This is a genomic window from Krasilnikovia cinnamomea (assembly GCF_004217545.1).
In the GTDB taxonomy this organism is placed as follows: Bacteria; Actinomycetota; Actinomycetes; order Mycobacteriales; family Micromonosporaceae; genus Actinoplanes; species Actinoplanes cinnamomeus.
The window spans coordinates 7122053-7139214 of sequence record NZ_SHKY01000001.1; the positions used below are offsets into that span (position 1 = coordinate 7122053).

The 17162-nt window shown below is 71.7% G+C and carries 16 protein-coding genes; 8 read left to right on the forward strand and 8 right to left on the reverse strand.

Features of this window, described 5'->3' with window-relative positions; genetic code table 11:
- Positions 1–10: 10 nt before the first annotated feature.
- Positions 11–820: a glycosyltransferase family 2 protein gene (locus EV385_RS31485; RefSeq protein ID WP_130512742.1), complete on the forward strand. Its 810-nt coding sequence runs from the start codon at positions 11–13 to the stop codon at positions 818–820.
- Positions 817–1959, forward strand: coding sequence for a glycosyltransferase family 4 protein (locus EV385_RS31490; RefSeq protein WP_242625180.1), 1143 nt, complete (start codon positions 817–819; stop codon positions 1957–1959). The genes EV385_RS31485 and EV385_RS31490 overlap by 4 nt, the downstream gene beginning before the upstream one ends.
- A gap of 3 nt (positions 1960–1962) precedes the next feature.
- Here EV385_RS31490 and EV385_RS31495 read toward each other — a convergent pair whose 3' ends face one another.
- From EV385_RS31495 to EV385_RS31510, 4 genes are all read right to left on the reverse strand, one after another.
- Positions 1963–2619, reverse strand: a complete 657-nt coding sequence (locus EV385_RS31495; protein WP_130512743.1) for a DUF2461 domain-containing protein — start codon at positions 2617–2619, stop codon at positions 1963–1965.
- Between the two features lie 36 nt (positions 2620–2655).
- Positions 2656–2886, reverse strand: a complete 231-nt coding sequence (locus EV385_RS31500) for a hypothetical protein (RefSeq protein WP_130512744.1) — start codon at positions 2884–2886, stop codon at positions 2656–2658.
- A 62-nt stretch (positions 2887–2948) separates the two neighbouring features.
- On the reverse strand, positions 2949–3509 hold the full coding sequence (locus EV385_RS31505; protein WP_130512745.1) for a flavoprotein: 561 nt from the start codon (positions 3507–3509) through the stop codon (positions 2949–2951).
- A complete protein-coding gene (locus EV385_RS31510; RefSeq protein WP_130512746.1) occupies positions 3506–4864 on the reverse strand; it encodes a hypothetical protein in 1359 nt (452 codons plus the stop codon). Before EV385_RS31510 ends, EV385_RS31505 begins: the two co-directional genes overlap by 4 nt.
- A 247-nt stretch (positions 4865–5111) precedes the next feature.
- Between EV385_RS31510 and EV385_RS31515 the strand changes: the two genes are divergently transcribed.
- Complete coding sequence (locus EV385_RS31515; protein ID WP_130512747.1) at positions 5112–5525, forward strand: NUDIX hydrolase; 414 nt, start codon at positions 5112–5114, stop codon at positions 5523–5525.
- Positions 5526–5638: 113 nt separating this feature from the next.
- Positions 5639–6157 (forward strand): DUF6879 family protein, encoded by a 519-nt coding sequence (locus EV385_RS31520; RefSeq protein ID WP_130512748.1) that lies wholly within the window; start codon positions 5639–5641, stop codon positions 6155–6157.
- 24 nt (positions 6158–6181) lie between these two features.
- Here EV385_RS31520 and EV385_RS31525 read toward each other — a convergent pair whose 3' ends face one another.
- Positions 6182–6823, reverse strand: coding sequence for a hypothetical protein (locus tag EV385_RS31525; protein WP_130512749.1), 642 nt, complete (start codon positions 6821–6823; stop codon positions 6182–6184).
- Positions 6824–7038: 215 nt separating this feature from the next.
- Between EV385_RS31525 and EV385_RS34145 the strand changes: the two genes are divergently transcribed.
- The gene (locus EV385_RS34145) at positions 7039–7647 is read left to right on the forward strand and encodes a 2'-5' RNA ligase family protein (protein WP_165449669.1); all 609 of its coding nucleotides are present in this window, start codon (positions 7039–7041) and stop codon (positions 7645–7647) included.
- A gap of 7 nt (positions 7648–7654) precedes the next feature.
- On the opposite strand, the gene EV385_RS31535 is transcribed toward EV385_RS34145, so the two are convergent.
- From EV385_RS31535 to EV385_RS35465, 3 genes are read right to left on the reverse strand one after another with little or no spacing between them, the layout of a single operon-like run.
- Positions 7655–8758 (reverse strand): metallophosphoesterase family protein, encoded by a 1104-nt coding sequence (locus tag EV385_RS31535; RefSeq protein WP_242625181.1) that lies wholly within the window; start codon positions 8756–8758, stop codon positions 7655–7657.
- Entirely contained in the window at positions 8755–12543 is a 3789-nt protein-coding gene (locus EV385_RS31540) for a hypothetical protein (RefSeq protein ID WP_130512750.1), read from the reverse strand. The genes EV385_RS31535 and EV385_RS31540 overlap by 4 nt, the downstream gene beginning before the upstream one ends.
- A 27-nt stretch (positions 12544–12570) precedes the next feature.
- Complete coding sequence (locus tag EV385_RS35465) at positions 12571–13074, reverse strand: hypothetical protein (protein ID WP_242625182.1); 504 nt, start codon at positions 13072–13074, stop codon at positions 12571–12573.
- 195 nt (positions 13075–13269) lie between these two features.
- Here EV385_RS35465 and EV385_RS31550 point away from each other — a divergent pair, with 195 nt between their 5' ends.
- The 3 genes from EV385_RS31550 to EV385_RS31560 all read left to right on the forward strand — a co-directional run bounded on the left by EV385_RS31550 (position 13270) and on the right by EV385_RS31560 (position 17128).
- The gene (locus EV385_RS31550; RefSeq protein WP_130512751.1) at positions 13270–13782 is read left to right on the forward strand and encodes a hypothetical protein; all 513 of its coding nucleotides are present in this window, start codon (positions 13270–13272) and stop codon (positions 13780–13782) included.
- A 113-nt stretch (positions 13783–13895) separates the two neighbouring features.
- On the forward strand, positions 13896–16142 hold the full coding sequence (locus EV385_RS31555) for a hybrid sensor histidine kinase/response regulator (RefSeq protein WP_130512752.1): 2247 nt from the start codon (positions 13896–13898) through the stop codon (positions 16140–16142).
- Positions 16143–16201: 59 nt separating this feature from the next.
- Entirely contained in the window at positions 16202–17128 is a 927-nt protein-coding gene (locus tag EV385_RS31560) for a sensor histidine kinase (RefSeq protein ID WP_130512753.1), read from the forward strand.
- Positions 17129–17162 lie beyond the last annotated feature (34 nt).

The following is a 17162-nucleotide window of genomic DNA, read 5'->3' on the forward strand; positions in this document are numbered from 1 at the left end:
AGCACACCGCATGAAGATCAGCTTTGTCGTCCCGACCCGGAACTCGGCCCGCACCCTGGAGGCCTGCCTCGGCTCGCTGCGCGGCCAGACCCACCCCGAGGTCGAGGTCGTCGTGATCGACAACAGCTCCACGGACGGTACGGCCGAGATCGGCCGCCGCCTCGCGCACACCTTCGAGCAGTGGGGCCCCGAACGCAGCGCCCAGCGCAACCGCGGCACCGCCGTCAGCACCGGCGACGTGGTGGTCTTCATCGACTCCGACATGGTCCTCGAACCGCACGTCGCCACGGAGATCGCCGCCAAGTTCGCCGCCGACGAGAAGGTCGGCGCGCTGATCATCCCGGAGCGCTCGTTCGGTGAGGGCTTCCTGGCCCGCTGCCGCGAGCTGGAGAAGAACCTGTACGTCGGCGACCCCGGCGTCGAGGCCGCGCGCGCGTTCCGCCGCCCGGTCATCGAGAAGCTCGGCGGCTGGAACGAGGCGCTGACCGCCGCCGAGGACTGGGACCTGGCCGACCGCACCCGGGCGGCCGGGGTGAAAGTCGGCCGCGTCGAGGCCTGGATCTGGCACGACGAGGGCCGCATCAAGCTGCGGGCCACCTTCGCCAAGAAGCGCTACTACGGCCGCTGGATAGACCAGTATGTCCGTATGCACGCTGACACGGGGAAGCGGAAGTTCGTCCGTACCTCCCTGCTCAAGCAGCCCACCCGGCTGCTGCGCCACCCGGTGCTCACCGTCGGGCTGGCCACCCTAAAGCTGACCGAGGCCGGTGGCCTGCTGCTGGGCGTACGGGACAGCCGGGCGGCACAGGGCACGTCGTGACCTACGGACCGCGGGTCGTCCACGTCATCGCGGAGTTCTCCAGCCACGAGGCCATGGGCCGCACGGTGACCGAGACCGCCCGGCGGGTCCCCGGCGAGCACCACGTCGTGACCACCCGGGCCCACGACGGCGCCGACGCGTTCGCCAGCATGCACGAACTGGGCGGGCGGGTCGCCACGTTCCCCGTCGGGCGCACCGGCGCGCTGGCCGGCGTGCTCGACGGGCTGCGCCCCGACCTGGTGCACCTGCACGCGGGCGCGCTGGGCCCCTTGCAGGCCGCCCTGACCGTGCTGCGCAGGCATCCGACCGTGCTCACCGCGTACGCATGGCCGACCGTGCCCGGGCCCGGCGCCTGGCGGCGGGCCACGCTGGCCGAGATGCGCGCCTCCAACGTGCTGCAGCCGCGCGTCGCGCTGACCACCCTGCTGCCCCCGCCGCTGGCCGTCGCCGCGCTGCGCTCCGCGGGCATCCGCACCGTGCTCACCCCCGACCCCCGGGTGGCCGCGCGGCTCGGCGGACGCCGCTGGCTGCAGGTGCGGCGACTGCCGTCCGGGGCGCCGCAGGACGACCGGCGCGCCACGTACCGCGCGGACCAGCCGGTGATCGTCTTCGCCGGGCGGGCGGAGAGCGTGCGCGGGCTGGACACGCTGCTGGCGGCGTTCCCGCAGGTGCGCAGCAAGGTGCCCGACGCGAAGCTGCGGCTGCTGCTGATCCCGCGCCCCGAGCTGCCCGCCATCCTCGCCGCCGCCGGACACGCCGACGGGGTCGAGGTCGTCACCGAACCCGTCAAGGACCTGCTGGCCGAACTGGCCGCCGCGCAGGTCGGCACGTGGCCGTTCAAGTTCGACTACACCACCTCGCCGCCCGCGATGGCGGTCGCCGAGGCGATGAGCGTCGGGCTGCCCGTGGTGGCCACGGACGTCGCATGCGTACGGGCCGTACTCGAACCCGGCGTCAACGGGCTGGCCGTGCCACCGGCGGACCCGGCGGCGCTGGCATCGGCGCTGACCGTGCTGCTGCGCGACGAGGCGTCGTGGCAGCGCTACGCCGACGCCGGGGTGCGTTCGGTGCGCGAACGGCTGGGCTGGGACCGGGCCGCCGCCGTCACCGCCGAGGCGTACGCCACCGCCCTGGCCTGACCCCTACCGCTGCACCGTCGAGGGCCCCACGTTCTCGTCGAGCCACCGGCGCAGCGGGCGGCTCGTACGGAGGAAGTCGACGATCCGGTTGCGCGCGGCCGCCGTGCCCAGCCAGGCCGCCGGTGCCCATTCCTGCCAGGTGACCAGCCCCTTGTGGCGCAGCAGGTCCAGCCGCGGATGGTCCTTCGGGTAGCCGCGCGGCACCGTCTTCAGGCTGCCGTGACCCTGCACGTGGATCCGGGCCTGCTCGATCGCCTCGATCACCGTGGTCAGCTCACGGCCGGCGCGGTCGTCGGCGACCGCGCGGCGGTAGCGGTCGAGCTGGTCGGAGGCCATCTGGTACATGCCGGAGCCGGCCGCCAGCCCGTCGGCGGACAGCTGGATGTAGCCACCGGCCTCCAGCCACGCCCCCAGGTGGGTCTTGTACGGCGACTTGTCCTTGCTGAACCGGACGTCGCGGTACGGGCGGAAGATCTTTCCCGGCCCGAACTCCGGCTCCAGGGCCGCCAGCAGCTCGGTCATGGGCTCGCGCACCTGGGTCTCGTAGACGGTCAGGTGGGCCGTCCAGTAGGTCTTCGAGTTGTCGGCGGTCAGGCCCTCGTAGAACTCGAGGGCCTCACTCGGCCAGCCACGGAACGCCACCAGGGAAGTCTCGGCCATCGCCCCGGCAACCACCAGCACTGTCGGGTCCGCGCGTCATCGGGTCCAGCGGATGAAGCGCTCGAACAGCTCCAGCGCCGGGCCGGGCGGCAGATCCCGTACGGCCTCCTCCAGGTTGACCCACATGTAGATCGCCAGGGCCACCGGGTCCATCTCGCCGCGCAGGCCCTCCCGAGCGGCATCGCAAGGCCACGGCCTGCCACACGCCCGGCAGTCCCAGGACGGGCGCTCAGCGGTGTGCCCACTGTCGGGCAGGACGACTGTCATGCCCGACAGCCAATCCCACCACCACAGGCCCGGAAATGTCCCGGTAGTGCACCGGCGGTGCACTACCGGTGCGTATGCCGCTCAGCCAACTCCTGGGCCAGGTCAAAGGCCATCTGCCACGGAAACAGTTGCTGTCGTTCACCACCGGTGCCGGGCGGATGCGGCTCCCAGCCCTCGCCGGGGCCGGAAATGATGCGTACGCCCTCCTTCCGCAGGCTGACCAGCGAGAGCCGGAAGGGTGCACGGGCAGCCAGGGCCGCGTTGACGAATGGCACCACCACGGTTGGGACGCCTCGACCAATGAGCTCCGCTAGCGATGTCAGCGGATAGGTGTCGGCCGTGCCGGACGCCAGCTTGTTGATCGTGTTGTAGGTGGCCGGTGCGACGACCACCGCGTCAACGTCCGGCAACACCCGGAACCCCGCAGCGGGTTGCTGGTACGACGTGCGAACGGGCTGTCCGGCGATTTCCTCGACTGCCAGCACGTCGATGAAACCCAACGCACTCGCCGTTGCGGTGATCGATGTCGTCCAGGACTTCCCGCGCGCGATCTTCAGCAACCGGCCGATGTCGGTGGCAGGCCCAGCGCCGCACACGAATATCTGCAGATGGCCACCGTTCACAGGCGAATGCCCGCGTCGGCGGCGAACTGGAGCACGTGGGTCCGGAGGGGTCCTCTGGACAGGACGGCGAGATCTTCGACGAGGCGATGGACTACCGGCCGCGAACGGATCTCCTCGGGCGCGATGCGGTAGGCGGTCCGCAGGGCTGACAGCCCTTGCTCACGACGGCCCCACTGCATAGAGGCTCGTGCCACGTCGACGAACAGCGACGCCTTCCGTTCGACGAGTGTGATCTTGTCTATCCGGACCCGCCGCGCGTGGTCGAGGGCGGTACCGGCATCGCCGAGAATGAGCGCCACGTTGACACGATGCTGCAGGACGTTGTTCGGACCGAACCCGGTCCATCGATCGTTTCCGTCGACGTCCAGCCGATCGGCGGCTCGCGTGGCTTCGTCCAGCATGGTGCCCGCGACATCGCGATCCTCTGCCCGCGCGGCGGCGATCGCGCCACGCAGAAGGAGCGCCCCGTAGATTGCCAATGACGCCCTGGAGCCGAGTCCCGTGACCCGCTCCAGGGCGACAGCGGCCTGCTGCGCCAGCATCACCGCCTGCCGGGTGTGACCGTTGCCCATCAAGGCATGCGTCATGATCCTCGCGCTCGACCCGATCGCGGTCGGATCACCGCTGTCCTGGCCGCACCGGGAGCTGCGCTCGGCAGCCATCAGGGCCATCGCCGGATCGCCGTACTTCAGCAGCACGCTCCCGACGACGTGGTACAGATCGGCGGCCAGCACGTTCAGCTGGGTGCGTGCATCACCACGCATCGGTAGCTGTGACCGCGTCGCATCCACCACGGGCAGTAGCGTCTCAACCCGGTCGAGCACTCGCTCGTATCGGCACGCCTGATAGTCGGTCTTCGCCTGCGCGACACCTGCGACGACCTGCATGAGGGACGACGGCGTGCGATGCCCATCCGCGCAGCTAGATGGCGAGATCAAGACATCGAGGAGACGTGCGACTGCCGGAGTGGCAATGACACCGCTTATCGCCACGCCGGCGAGAAGGCCTCTGCGCTGCACGCCGCCGTCCTGATCGAGCACACTTCCGCCCGAATCGAGCATCCCCCCTGCGTCCACTGCCGGGATGAGCTCGACGCGCGGCGCCAACACAGTGTCCACCTCTGAAAGCCTGAGCTGCGCGAAGCGCTCCTGCGCCTCCTCCGGCGCGCGCGTCAGCACAGTGTCCAATGCCGCCTGCATCTCCGCACGCAAGTGGATGTCGTTGCCACGACTGCTCCATTTGGCGACCGTGCGTCGTGCCGCACCCACATGTTCAGCGAAGTCGGTCACGGTCATCCGGAGTGCCTTACGCAGGGCGTTGGCCTCCCAGCCGGTCCACGTGGTCACCGTGGTCATCGCAGGTCCTCTCTGCAGCCAGCCGCAGACCATCGCGAACGATCGTAACCCTACGTAGGACTCCTGGTCTGCACTCTGCGCTGGGGAGCACCGCAGGAACGACGAATGTCAGATCGTCCAGCAACCAGCCGCCCAATGGTTGATCGCCGGGTTTCAACCGATCAACACGCGCTCGCTTCCGGCGGCGCCGCACCGCGCCGTCGCCGTGCTACGGTCCGCACAAGGCCGACGGTGGAAGGATGCGAACATGTACCGGCCCCACGCCTTTCCGGTTTCCGTCAAGGGCGTCTGCGTTCGCGGCGGCCGCGTCCTATTGCTGCGCAACGAACGGCAGGAGTGGGAACTGCCCGGCGGCAAGCTGGAGCTCGGCGAGGATCCGATTACCTGCGTCGGCCGGGAGATCAGCGAGGAGACCGGCTGGGTCGTCGAGGTCGGCCCGATACTCGACGCCTGGCAATATCACATCCGCGATGGCATCGACGTGCTCATCGTGACCTACGGTTGCTTCGTCGGCGATGCCTCACCGGTGACGGTGAGCGCGGAGCACACGGAGGCCGGGCTGTTTGGCCGCGACCAGATCGCGGCCCTGCTCATGCCCGACGGTTATCGGCGCTCCATCCACGACTGGTTCGCGCGTCTTGAAGCGCACGTGAACGGATAACCATGCGCTGCCGGGCGGGTGGTGGCCGACATTGAGATTCGCCGAGGACGGCCCGGAGGCCGAGTCCGGAGTGGAGTCCCCAGACCGGATGCTTCAGTTCTTCGAGGAGGATCGTGCCGTCGCTGGATGAAGCCGAGTTCGACCGGCTGCTCCGGGCCTTCGAGAGGTCGGCTGACCACCTCGAAATGCGAGACGCGTACGGCACGGCGGTGGAGCTGCCGCACCTGGCGAAGTGGGTGGCAGGGGAACCAGACGACTTGAGCTGGCTCGGTGACTGGTGCAAGGCCCTCCGGAAGCACGTCGCCGAGGGCCGGACTGTACGCCGCGCCCGGATTGTTTCGGAACCGTTGAGCGAGTATCAGCGGTGGTCGCACAGCATCGCCCAGCCGATGGTGGACGCCGGAGAGGACATCCGCTGGATTCCCCGCGCGTTGGTGTCCCCGGTGGCTCTCCCCGGCAACGACTTCTATCTGTTCGATGACCGGCTTGTCGTTTTCCTGCACTATGCCGGGAGCGGGCTCGGCACCGATCGGGTGACCTCCACCGATCCGGCCGACATCGGCCTCTGCCGATCAGCCTTCGATGGGGTGTGGAAGCTCTCGACGCCCCACCGTGACTACCGCCCCGTCTAAGTGGCCGACTCGGCATGACAGGCGCTAGGTGTCGGTGCCGCAGTCGCCGAGCGGGCTCAGCGTGGTTCCGGTCAGATAGCCACCGCGGATGTCGCGCTCGCCAGCGTCCCGATCCAGCGGCACGAGCCGCTCTGGACCCCGTTCCCAGAAGCCGACCCGGTCGTGGAAGCGCACGGCCCGCACCTCCCACACGGACAGGCCAGGCAGATCGGGTCGGCCCGTCGTGGCCACCGGAGCGCTCGGATATCGACTGACCACGCGAAGCTCGACGGTCAGTTCCGTACACGGTGGCACGTCGCTGGTGGGCAGCAACCGGGGACGGAAACCGCCGCGTTCAGGGGAACCGGCGACCACGGAGTTGCCGACAACGGGCACGGGCGAGCGGTTCTGCACGACCAGCACGTCGGGGTTCCGCCGGGTCCACCAGGCGACCCGTTCGGCATACCGTTGCTGGAACCGCTGATCCGCGCGGTCCTGCGCCTCCTGCTGACCACGCAGCGCCATGAGGCTCACCGCCAGCGCCGCGGCCGCGACGAGCGCGGCGATGGCCGTACCGGCGGCCTGCACCCGGTCCGAGGGCTTCGACGACGTCGCGGGCGCGCCCGGCGCGCCCGGCTCGGCGACCGGCAGGTACAACCCGGATTGCGTACGTTTCCACCCGACCATGCAACCCAGCATGACGGCGTCGCCCAAAGGAGGGACGGGCTGCTGTAGCACCTTTGCCTTGGCGCCGGACGCTAGGCTCGGCAGCCGCATCGCACCGGCGACATCGACGGGGAGTCATGGCACCAGATTCACCTCAGGCGACGACAGCCACGCTGACCGGCACATATGACCGTTTGTGGGCGGCCGGTGAGGCCGCGCTGCGTACCGGGAGTCACGTGCCCGACGCGATCCCGGTGCACGGCGATCCCCGCTGGGGCCTGAGCGTGGTGCTGCGCGTCGACGACGCGGTCGCCGAACGGGTCGCCGCGGAGCTGCCCGGCCTGGCCGACGCGGGCGAGGCCGCGCACCTGGTGTACCGGCCCGAGGATCTGCACTGCACGATCCGCAGCCTGGAAGGCTTCCAGGACGAGGTGCCACAGACCCAGGTCGATCGGTACGTCGACCAGCTCACGCGCGTCGCGGCCGGGCTCGGACCGGTCCGGGTCACCTACCGGGGGCTCGGCGGGGCGCCGGGCGGGGTGTTCGTGCGCGGCTTCCCCGACGCCGCGCTGTGGACGCTGCGCGAGCGTCTGCACGCCGACCAGCTCCCCCACGGCCCGTTCGGGGTGCCGAGCGTGGACACGGGCCGCATCCAGGCCACCGCCCACGTCTCCGTCGTGGTGTTCCGGCCGCCCGCCGTCGACGAGACGAAGCTGGCCGAGTACGTCGGCGCCCGCACCGAGCAGCCGTTCGGGACGGCCGAGGCGACGAGCCTGTCGCTGGTGCGCTACACGCCGACGGCGTCGGCCGTGGCGATGGAGGAACTCGCGCGGGTACCCCTGTGACGGGCCCTCAGTGGCAGGGTTCCTCGCCCTTGTCGAGCGGGTTGCCGACCCCGACCGCGTAGAAGCGCCAGCTCCACGAGTCCGGCTTGAGCTCCAGCTCCAGCACCCCGTGATGGTCGAAGTCCACGAACTCACCGATCGGGCGGACGGCCTTCTCCGACAGCTTGCCGTGCTCGTCACGCCCGCCGTCGCCGGGACCCGGCCGGTAGTGCGCCTGGCCGCCCGTGCCCACCACGTACTGGCGTACCCCGAGCGGGTCCTGCTGGCCGTCGGGGTTCAGCGGGGCGAAACGCTCGTAGTCGGCCTCGTGGCCCGACAGCACCAGCTCGACCTTGTACTTGTAGAGGGTCTTGAACAGGTCCGCGGTGCGCGGGTCGGGGCCGCCGATGCCGGAGGACCAGCGCGGGTGGTGCCACGCGGCGATCACACACTGGCTCTTGGTGTTCTTCAGGTCCTCGGCCAGCCAGGTCTCCTGCGGCGAACCGGCGCCGCAGCCACCGGCCACGGCGGCGCAGTTGGAGTTGAGCACGACCAGGTGCCACCGGCCGAGGTCCTGCGACCAGTAGCCCTTGGCGTCCTTGATCTGCTTTCCGAAGTACGCGGTGAAGGTGTTGGCGTCCTGCACCTTGTACTCCTGATTGCCGAAGACCGGCACGGTGCGGTCCTGCAGCCGCCCGAAGCTCGGCCCGTACACGGTGCGGTAGGCGTCCGTGGTGGGCAGCTCGTACTGGTAGTCGCCGAGGCCGAGCAGCACGGCCGGGTTCAGCCGGACCGCCAGGTCGGAGACCGCCTTCTGCTGGCAGTGGTCGTGCGCGCCGGTGGCGAAGTCGGGGTCGTCCGGATCGCAGGCCATGTCACCCACCGCGGCCACCCGGATCGAGTCCGGGTCGGTCGAGCAGCGGCCCAGCAACGCACCCAGGGCGAGCAGGAGCACCACGGCCAGCGCGAGCAGCATCCGCGACCGGCGGCGGCCGCGCGGCGCCGGTGCGGCGGGGTCACCGCCCGGCGGCGGCGCGTCGCCGTCGCCGCGCCCACGGCGCAGGAGGGCGGTGAGGCCGGTGAGCCACCGGTGGCCCAGCGCGGTCGTCGGCCGGGTCGGGTTGTCGGTCATCCGGCTCGCCTCCGCAGCATCCGCAGCATCGGGCGCAGTCGCGGCCGGCGCGCCCACAGCAGTTCGATCCGCCACCGGCGGCGGTGCCGCATCGGCCAAAGCTCGGGGCGGCCGGCGGGCAGGCGGAACACGTACATGAAGATCATCGACGCCACGACCGCGACCGGCAGCAGGTACAGCGCGTACCGGCTGATCTTGGCTGGGGTGTAGCGCATGGTCACGGTGCCGCCGTCGGGCAGCAGCCAGCCGTTCATCCAGCCCTGCAGGGTGACCTTGCGGGCCCCCTCGACACCGGTGAGCAGCCAGCCGGGGGCGGCGTTCTCGGCGAGCCCCACGGCGGTGTTCCCGGAGGCGGTGACCGCCGCGGTGAACTGGGCCGGGTTCTGCCTGGAGTAGTCGACCGTCGCGGTGGCGCCGGCCGCGTCGTCGCGCACCAGCACGACCGAGGTGGGGCTGGCCACCGGGCGCAGCCGCACCCCGCGATACTCCACCTGGGACTGCCGCTGCTCCTTGAGGTCACGCAACCCGTACAGGTAGAGCCGGGTCTCGACCGCGTTCGGGTCCGGTGGGATCAGCGCCTCGTACGGCGTCCACCCCTGGTACAGCGACACCGCCGGTAGCGTGCGGCACAGGTCGGGGCCGCGCAGGTACAGGCAGAACTTGGGGTTGCGCAGCGCGACGCTGCGGGCCTGCATGGACAGCTCGTACAGTGACGACGCGCCCATGTCGGCGGCGGGCGAGCCGATGCAGGCCAGGTGGCGTATGGCCTTGAGGGTGTAGGTGGTCTCCCCGTCCGCGCCGGTCTCCGCCTCGGCCGCCAGCCCGGCCTGCTCGGCGGTCTGGTCGTCGTAGCGGAAGCAGTCCTCCAGCGGCTCGAACGGCGCCAGCACCGAACCGGCCAGGCCGCCGTCGACGCGCAGCTCGTGCTTGCCGGCGGTGAGCTTCACCCTGGTCTCGGGAACGGCGGGCGGGAAGACCGTCTGTTCGGCGACCGGCTCCAGCGCGTCGACGCGCAGCCCGCGGTACTCGGTGACCGTCTTGGCCTTGAGCCGCTCGCCGACGTCGGCGTGCAGGATGATCTGCAGCTCGTCGGAGAGGCTGTCCATCGTGACGACCTTCTCGTACGAGGTCCACTCGTCGTCGATCACCGGGCGGGCACTCAGCTCACACCCGGCCGCCCCGGCCTGCCACAGGCAGATCTGCGGGCGGGACCCGGTGATGTGCCGGTATTCCAGCCGGATGCGGTAGATCTGCCCGGCCTTCGCCTTGCGCACCACCACCTTCGTGCAGGCGGCGTGGTCGGCGGCGCTGAGCCGCACCGTACGGCCCTGGGCGGTGTCGGTGATCGTCTGGTGGAGCCGCAGCTCCTTCCACGGCCGGGGCTCGTAGTTGTTGCAGTCGAAGACCGGCGCGTAGTCGGTGACGTCGGCCTTGGCCTTGGCCGCGGCCAGCAGGGTCAGCTTCGTGGCGGAGCCCACCGGCACGGTCGGCGGCGCGACCCCGGCGCGACCCCAGCCGTCCAGCGACACCGTACGGGTGCCGGCCTGCACGGCGAGGACCTCGCGCCCGGCGGGCAGCGGCACGGCCAGGTCGGAGCGCCGCGACACCGGCTTGCCGTCCACCTTCACCACCGTCGGGTCCGTCAGCAGCAGGCGGCGGTTCGCGGCGTCCATCCGCGGCGTCAGCACGGCCGCGGCCCGGGCCCGCTGGGCGACGGTGTACGTGCCCGCGGCCACGTCCACGGTCGTGGTGGGTGCGCCGGAGTCGACCGCGGGCACGGGCCAGTGCACCACGTCGGGGGTGGCGGTGACGGTGTCGTCGATGCGCGGGCTGTTGGCGATCGGGGTGGTGTCGGTGCGGGCGGCGATGGCCGTCCGCGAGTCGACCGTCGCCAGCACCGCGGCGCCCGCGTCGGCGCGGGCGGGCGCGTCCAGCACCCGGTCGTAGGTGCGCACGGTCGGGCTGGTGCCGCCGTTGAACTGAAACAGCTGCAGGGTGCCGTCCGAGACGAGCTCGGCCCCCGGCACCTTGGCCATGGCGGCGGCCAGCACCCGGTCGTCGGCGAAGTACCGGTTCGGCAGGCCACGCACCAGGTCGTGCCGCACGATCACCTTGCTGGCCCCGACCGCGTCGAGCAGTTTCGGTACGGCGGTGAGGTCACCGGCCAGCAGCGCCGTCTGGATGCCGTGCACGTTGGCGCTGAACCCGGCGCCGTCGCCGAAGTAGCCGTCCGGCTTGGGCTGGATCACCGGGTGCTCGATGAGCAGGTTCGCGATGCTGTCGACACCGAAGAAGCCCCACGTCGTGGGCATCTGGTAGTAGTCGTCCAGCGGCAGGACGAGCACCTTGCCGGGGCGTGGGTCGGCGTCGATGCGCTCGGCCATGTCCCACCAGTCCTGCGGCACCCGGACGTGGGCGGACGGCTGGGTGGGCCGCTCGTCCGGCATCACCGCGCCCGTGTAGAGCGGGAACGGGTACGCCAGCACCAGCACCAGCGGGGTCATCGAGAACGCGGCGGTCAGCCGGCGTGGCCAGTCCAGCTGGATGCGGCCCAGGACGGGCAGCCGCCGGGGCCGGACCCGCCGGAAACGGGTCGAGGCACGCAGCCACGTCAGCGTGCCTTCCACACCGATCGCCAGCATGACCCCGAAGAACGAGACCAGCAGCTGCCCGAGCTTGCTCATCGGCTCGCGGAACAGCCAGAAGCCGGGCGCGTGCAGATACAGGAACAGGTTGATCTGGTTCAGCGGTGGCCGCAGGCCCTTGGCCAGGAACACGAACACGAGAATCAGGGCCAGCAGCCCGAACGCCAGGCGGCGCAGCCGGCGCGGGGCCAGCAGCGGGGCCAGGAACACCAGGGCGGGCAGCAGGTAGCGGATCCAGATCCACGCGGGCTTGTCCAGGTCCGCGGCGAACGGCAGGTACTGCGGCCGGAACCACGCCCAGTTGGCCACCATCGTGAGGATGTTCTGCGGCGAGTTGTTGATCTGCGACCAGGACCAGTTCGTGGGGTCGGTGAAGGTGGCGTTCGCGGTGGCGCCACCACCACCGGTGAAGCCCTGGGCGAGCGGGATGAGCCACCACGCGTTGAGCAGGATCGCCCACGGCGCGGCCTTGACGAACCAGAAGAGCAGGCGCCCCGCCTCGCGGCGGCCGAGCACCAGCCATGCCAGCAGCGGCGTGCCGCCCACGGCCCAGGCGTACGCCACGACCAGCATCGGCGGGTTGAAGCCCAGGAACGAGGTCGGGATCAGCGCGAAACCGGCGATCGGGGTGGGCACCCGGCGGCCCATCGCGACCCGCATCGCGATGCCGGTGATCAGCGCGACCGAGCCCACCGAGATGATGTTCAGCGGGTTCGGCAGCCGGGTCAGGAAGAACCCGTTGAGCACGCCGAACGCCCCGGCCGCGACGATACCCACCTCGCTGCGCACGAACGCGCCCGCCAGGTACGCGATGCCGAAGCCGACCAGGCCGTAGATGATGGTGTAGAACAGCCACTGCGCGGAGTACTCGGTGAGCCCGACCGCGCGGCATGCCCAGATCAGCAGGAACTCGAAGCCGCGCGCCATGGTGTATCCGGCCGACCCGGCGCCGGTGGTCTGGTGGTTCCAGGACCAGGCCGCCTCGGGGGCCCAGCCACGGCGGATGAACGGGCCCATGTCGCCGGTCGCGATGAACGTGCCGGTTCGGAACCAGCGACTGACGATCAACGACGACAGTACGAGGACGATCACGTACGGGCGCGCGGCCAGCCAGCTGGCACGGCTGAGAATGCGCCGCACGCTGCCGTCCTCCTCCGATCGAGCTTGTCAGGCTGATCGGCCGATGCGCGGCCGCTCTGAGGGTTGCGAGCTGTGGGCCACCTGAGGGCTCATCGGCGGGGCGTGGCGCAGCGCCAGCAGGCCCAGCGGGACCGCGCATCCGCTGAGCGCCAGGCCGATGAGTACGGCGAAGTAGACGACATCGGTGTAGCCGAACGCATGGGCGGGGCCACACCCGACGAACAGCACGACCGCGAGGGCCAGCGGCGGACGCCAGCAGCGGTCGGCGAGCGCGGGCAGATCCCGCAGGCTGATCCGGCGGCGGTGCCGCGCCGGTGGCCGCTTCGACGGCACCGGGGCGTCGTCGGTCGCGTACCGCAGCGGCGACACCCGGGGGATGTCGGCGAGGGCGTGCGCCACGGCGGTGGCCGCGTCACGTTCCGCCATGACGGCCGCGTACCGCCGGGCGACCTCATCCTGGGTGGCGGCCGCCGTGAGCGGCGCGGCGTCGGCGGCGCCACCCGCCGGGGCGTCGGTGAGGTCGAGCGACATGGCGACCTCCCTCGGCGTCGGCGCGGTGGCGGACCGGCCTGGTCCGTGCTCTCCCCCATCGGCCAGGGCCGCCCCGCCCTGAGCGTTGCCCGGGGATGCTCAAGGCCGGGGTCGGGGGCTCAAGGTTGGGTCAACCGGCAGGCAAGGTTGCCTCGGGTCGGTGCAGGCGTCCGGCGCGGTGCCGAACCTCGGGACATGCGCATCATCACCGCCTCCGCCCGGACCGCCCTCAGCCTCCTCGTTGTGGCGCTCGGCCTGTGCGCCGCCCTGCTGGCGCACACCGCGCCGGCCGCCGCGGCGCCGAAGGGCGGCCCGGAGTCGCTGGTGCTGAGCTGGGTCAACGACGGTGAGCAGCTGCGCGTCGAGGGCTTCGCGTACCGGGCCCGGTCGGTGGTGGACGTCCGCCTGGGTGACCAGCCGATCCAGCAGGCCCGCACGGACGAGACCGGCCGGGTCGAGGTGACCGTCCCGGAGTCGATGATCGCGGCGGGGCAGTCCGGCGCCAGCATCATCGTCATCGGCCGTTCCGTCTCGGGCGCCTCCCGCGTACTCGTCTCCGCGGTGCCGCCGAGCGCCGCCGTGCGCGGCCCGGTCGACCTGCTCCCGTGGGCGCTGGGTGCGCTGGCCGTGACCGGCATCGGGCTGGCCGCGCTGCGCCGCCGGGGCCGGGCGACCGTGGGCACCCACCGCGCCGCGCGCTTCGCGTGATGACCGGCCGCACGGCACCTGATTCGCTACCGAACGCTCCCCGCGCCGCGCCCGCGCTTGCGCAACATGGTGCGCGGACCCGTCCGGGTCCGGCTCCCCGGAAAGGTCAGCGCATGGGATTTGCGGCGCGCACGCTCGTCGAGGCGGTACTCGGCCCGGCGGCAATCGTCGACCCGGACGGACGCGTCCTGGTCGCCAACGCGCGGTGGCGGGAATCCGAGCAGGACGGCCCGCTGCACGCGCCCGAGGGCACCGGCCTGGCCGGGTCCGTACCCGGCTGCGCGGCCCACGCCGGGATGATCAACGCGGTCCGCACCCTGACCCCGGGCACCCCGCCGGTCGTGCTGCGCTGCAAGTGCGCCGCGTCCGGTCAGCAGACCGTACGGATCTCGCACCTGGAGACCGACTGCGGCGACTACCGCCGGCTCGTGACGACCGAACAGCGCGTCGTCGGGCCCGTCGACACCAACGCCGACGACGCCGCGGCCCGCGCCAAGTCGCAGTTCCTGGCGCTGCTCGGCCACGAGATCCGCACCCCCGTGACCGCCGTGGTCGGCATGGTGGACCTGCTGCGCGCCCTGCCGCTGCAGCAGGACGTGCGCGAGGTCGTCGACGGCGTGCACCGCTCGACGCACGCCCTCAAGCATCTCACCGACGACCTGCTCGACCTCGCCCGGCTGGAGACCGGCCGGCTCAACCTCGACCGGCGGCCGGTGCCGCTGCGCCCGCTGCTGGAAGGCATCCTGGAGCCGCTGCAGCAGCAGGCCCGCAGCAAGGGCATCCTGCTGCTGGCCGCGCTGGGCCCCGACATGCCGGCCACCGTGCTCGGCGACCCGGACCGCCTGCGGCAGGTGCTCACCAGCGTCGTCGGCAACGCGGTCAAGTTCACCGAGCACGGCGAGGTCATCATCACCGCGGCCCGCGAGGGTGACGGCACGTACGTGCTGGCCGTCTCCGACACCGGGCCCGGCATGGACGACCAGGACCGGGCCCGGGTGTTCGCCCCGTTCGTGCAGGCCGACTCGTCGGCGGCGCGCCGCCACGAGGGTGCCGGGCTGGGCCTGGCCCTGGCCGCCCGGCTGGTGCACCGCATGGGCGGCGACATCGACGTCACCTCCGAGCTGGGCAAGGGTTCCGAGTTCCGGATCCGGCTGCCGCTGGAGCCGGCGACCACGCGCAAGGCGGACGGGGCGCGGCCGCTGGCCGGCCGGCGGATCGCCGTGATCGCCCCGTCGCCGCGCTCGGTGCAGGCGCTGTGCTGGCTGCTGGAGACCGCCGGGGCGCAGGCCAAGCCGACCGTGCTGGCCGACGTGGTGGTACGCCAGCTCGACGTGGACACCGTGCTGTGGGTCGACGACTCGCACGACCCCGAGGCGAACCGGCGCGTGGACACGATCATCGAGGCGGTCGGGCCCACCGGCCGGGCGCTGATGATCAGCACGACGGACCCGCGTACCGGCATCGTGCGCAAGCCCGGCGTGCTCACCGCCCCGCTGGTGCTCAAGCGCCTCGTCGCGGCGCTGAACCTGGAGCGCACCGGGGTGCGCGGCGCGCCGATCACCGTGCCGAAGCTGGCCGGCGGCCGGGTGCTGCTGGCCGAGGACAACGACATCAACCGCAACGTGTTCCGCCGCATGATCGAGCTGCTCGGCGTCGAGTGCGACGCGGTCCCCGACGGCGCCGCCGCCGCCGAGGCGGTGCTCGGCGCCCAGCCGTACGACGTGGTGCTGATGGACCTGCAGATGCCGGGCACCGACGGGCTGGAGGCCACCCGGATCATCCGGGCGGCGGGCAACGCCACGCCGATCCTGGCGCTGACGGCGACCGCGCTGCACGGCGACAAGGAGCGCTGCCTGGCGGCCGGGATGACCGGGCACCTCAGCAAGCCGATCACCCTGCCGGAGCTGCGGGCGGCGCTGCAGCCGTACCTGAGCGACCAGGCCCCGGTCGTGGAGGAGGCCGAGGCGGAGGCCGAGGCGGAGCAGGTCGAGGCGCCTGCGCCCTGCGTCGACCTGGGCAAGCTGCGCGAGCTGGAGGAACAGCTCGACGACCGGTCCCTGGTGGTGACCACGGTCAACACGTTCCTGTCCCAGCTGGACGAGCGCCGCTCCGCGCTCAGCGACGCGCTGCGCCGCCGGGACCGCAACGCGCTGCGGGCCACCGCGCACACCCTCAAGTCGTCCAGTGCCCTGCTCGGCGCGGACCCGCTGGCGTCGGCCTGCGCCCGGGTCGAGCAACTGGCCATCGCCGAGGCCGGTGAGCAGGAGCTGGCCACCGAGGTCGCCGAGGTCGAACGCGCCGTCGCCGGTGCCGTGCAGGCCATGAACAGCTACCTCGCCGACGCCGGCCGCGCGGGCTGATCGTGCGGCGGCAAAGGATCTACGTCACTTCGGATCACATCAGCGAGAACGGTAACGATATGGGACTCGTGTTCGGCAGCTGGCGGCAGTGGGCGCGGCGGGGACGGCAGACGATCCACCCCGACCGTGAGTCCACCGTGCCCGCCGCGGACCCCGGCTCCCCCGCCGACGACGACGCGCAGGCCGAGCTGGAACTCGCCCGCCAGCGCAACGCCGACCTCGAACGGACCGTACGGGAGCTGACCCGGTCCGTGGCCGAGCTGGAGGCCTTCTCCCGGGAGATCAGTCACGACCTCAAGAGCCCGCTGGCCGGCATCTGCGGATACGCGCAGCTGCTGGCGCACGTCGACTTCGGCGTGCCGCGCCCGGTCGAGTTCGACGAGTTCGTGACGCAGATCAGCAACGGCACCGAACGGATGCGCTCGCTGATCGACGACATGCTCACGTACGCGACGGCCCGCGGCGGCCACCTGCAGGTGGCGACGGTCGACCTGACCGCCCTGGTCGCCGAGGTCGCCGCCGCGCAGACCAGCGAGGTGCGGCACCGCTCCGGGGTGGTACCCCGGATCACGGTCGACCCGCTGCCCGCGGTGCGCGGCGACGAGATCATGCTGCGCCGGGTCTTCGACAACCTGGTGTCCAACGCGGTCAAGTACGTGCGCCCCGGCGAGGCCGCCCGGGTGCACATCTCGGCCCGCGCGAGCGCCGAGGGCTGGCTGCGCGTCGAGGTGACCGACGCCGGCATCGGCATCCCGGACGGCCAGCACGAGTCGATCTTCGGGGAGATGCACCGGGCGCACGCCGAGAAGGGCTACCCGGGCACCGGGCTCGGCCTGACGATCTGCCGCCGCATCGTGGAACGCCACGGCGGCGCGATCGGCGCCGACCCGACGTTCACCGACGGCACCCGCATCTGGCTCACCCTGCCCACGCCCGCCGCGCTGGACGCGTTCGAGCCGGGCACGGAGCACCTCGCGGTGCAGTGACTGCATTCTTGCGCCCACGCTGACCCGTCCTTGA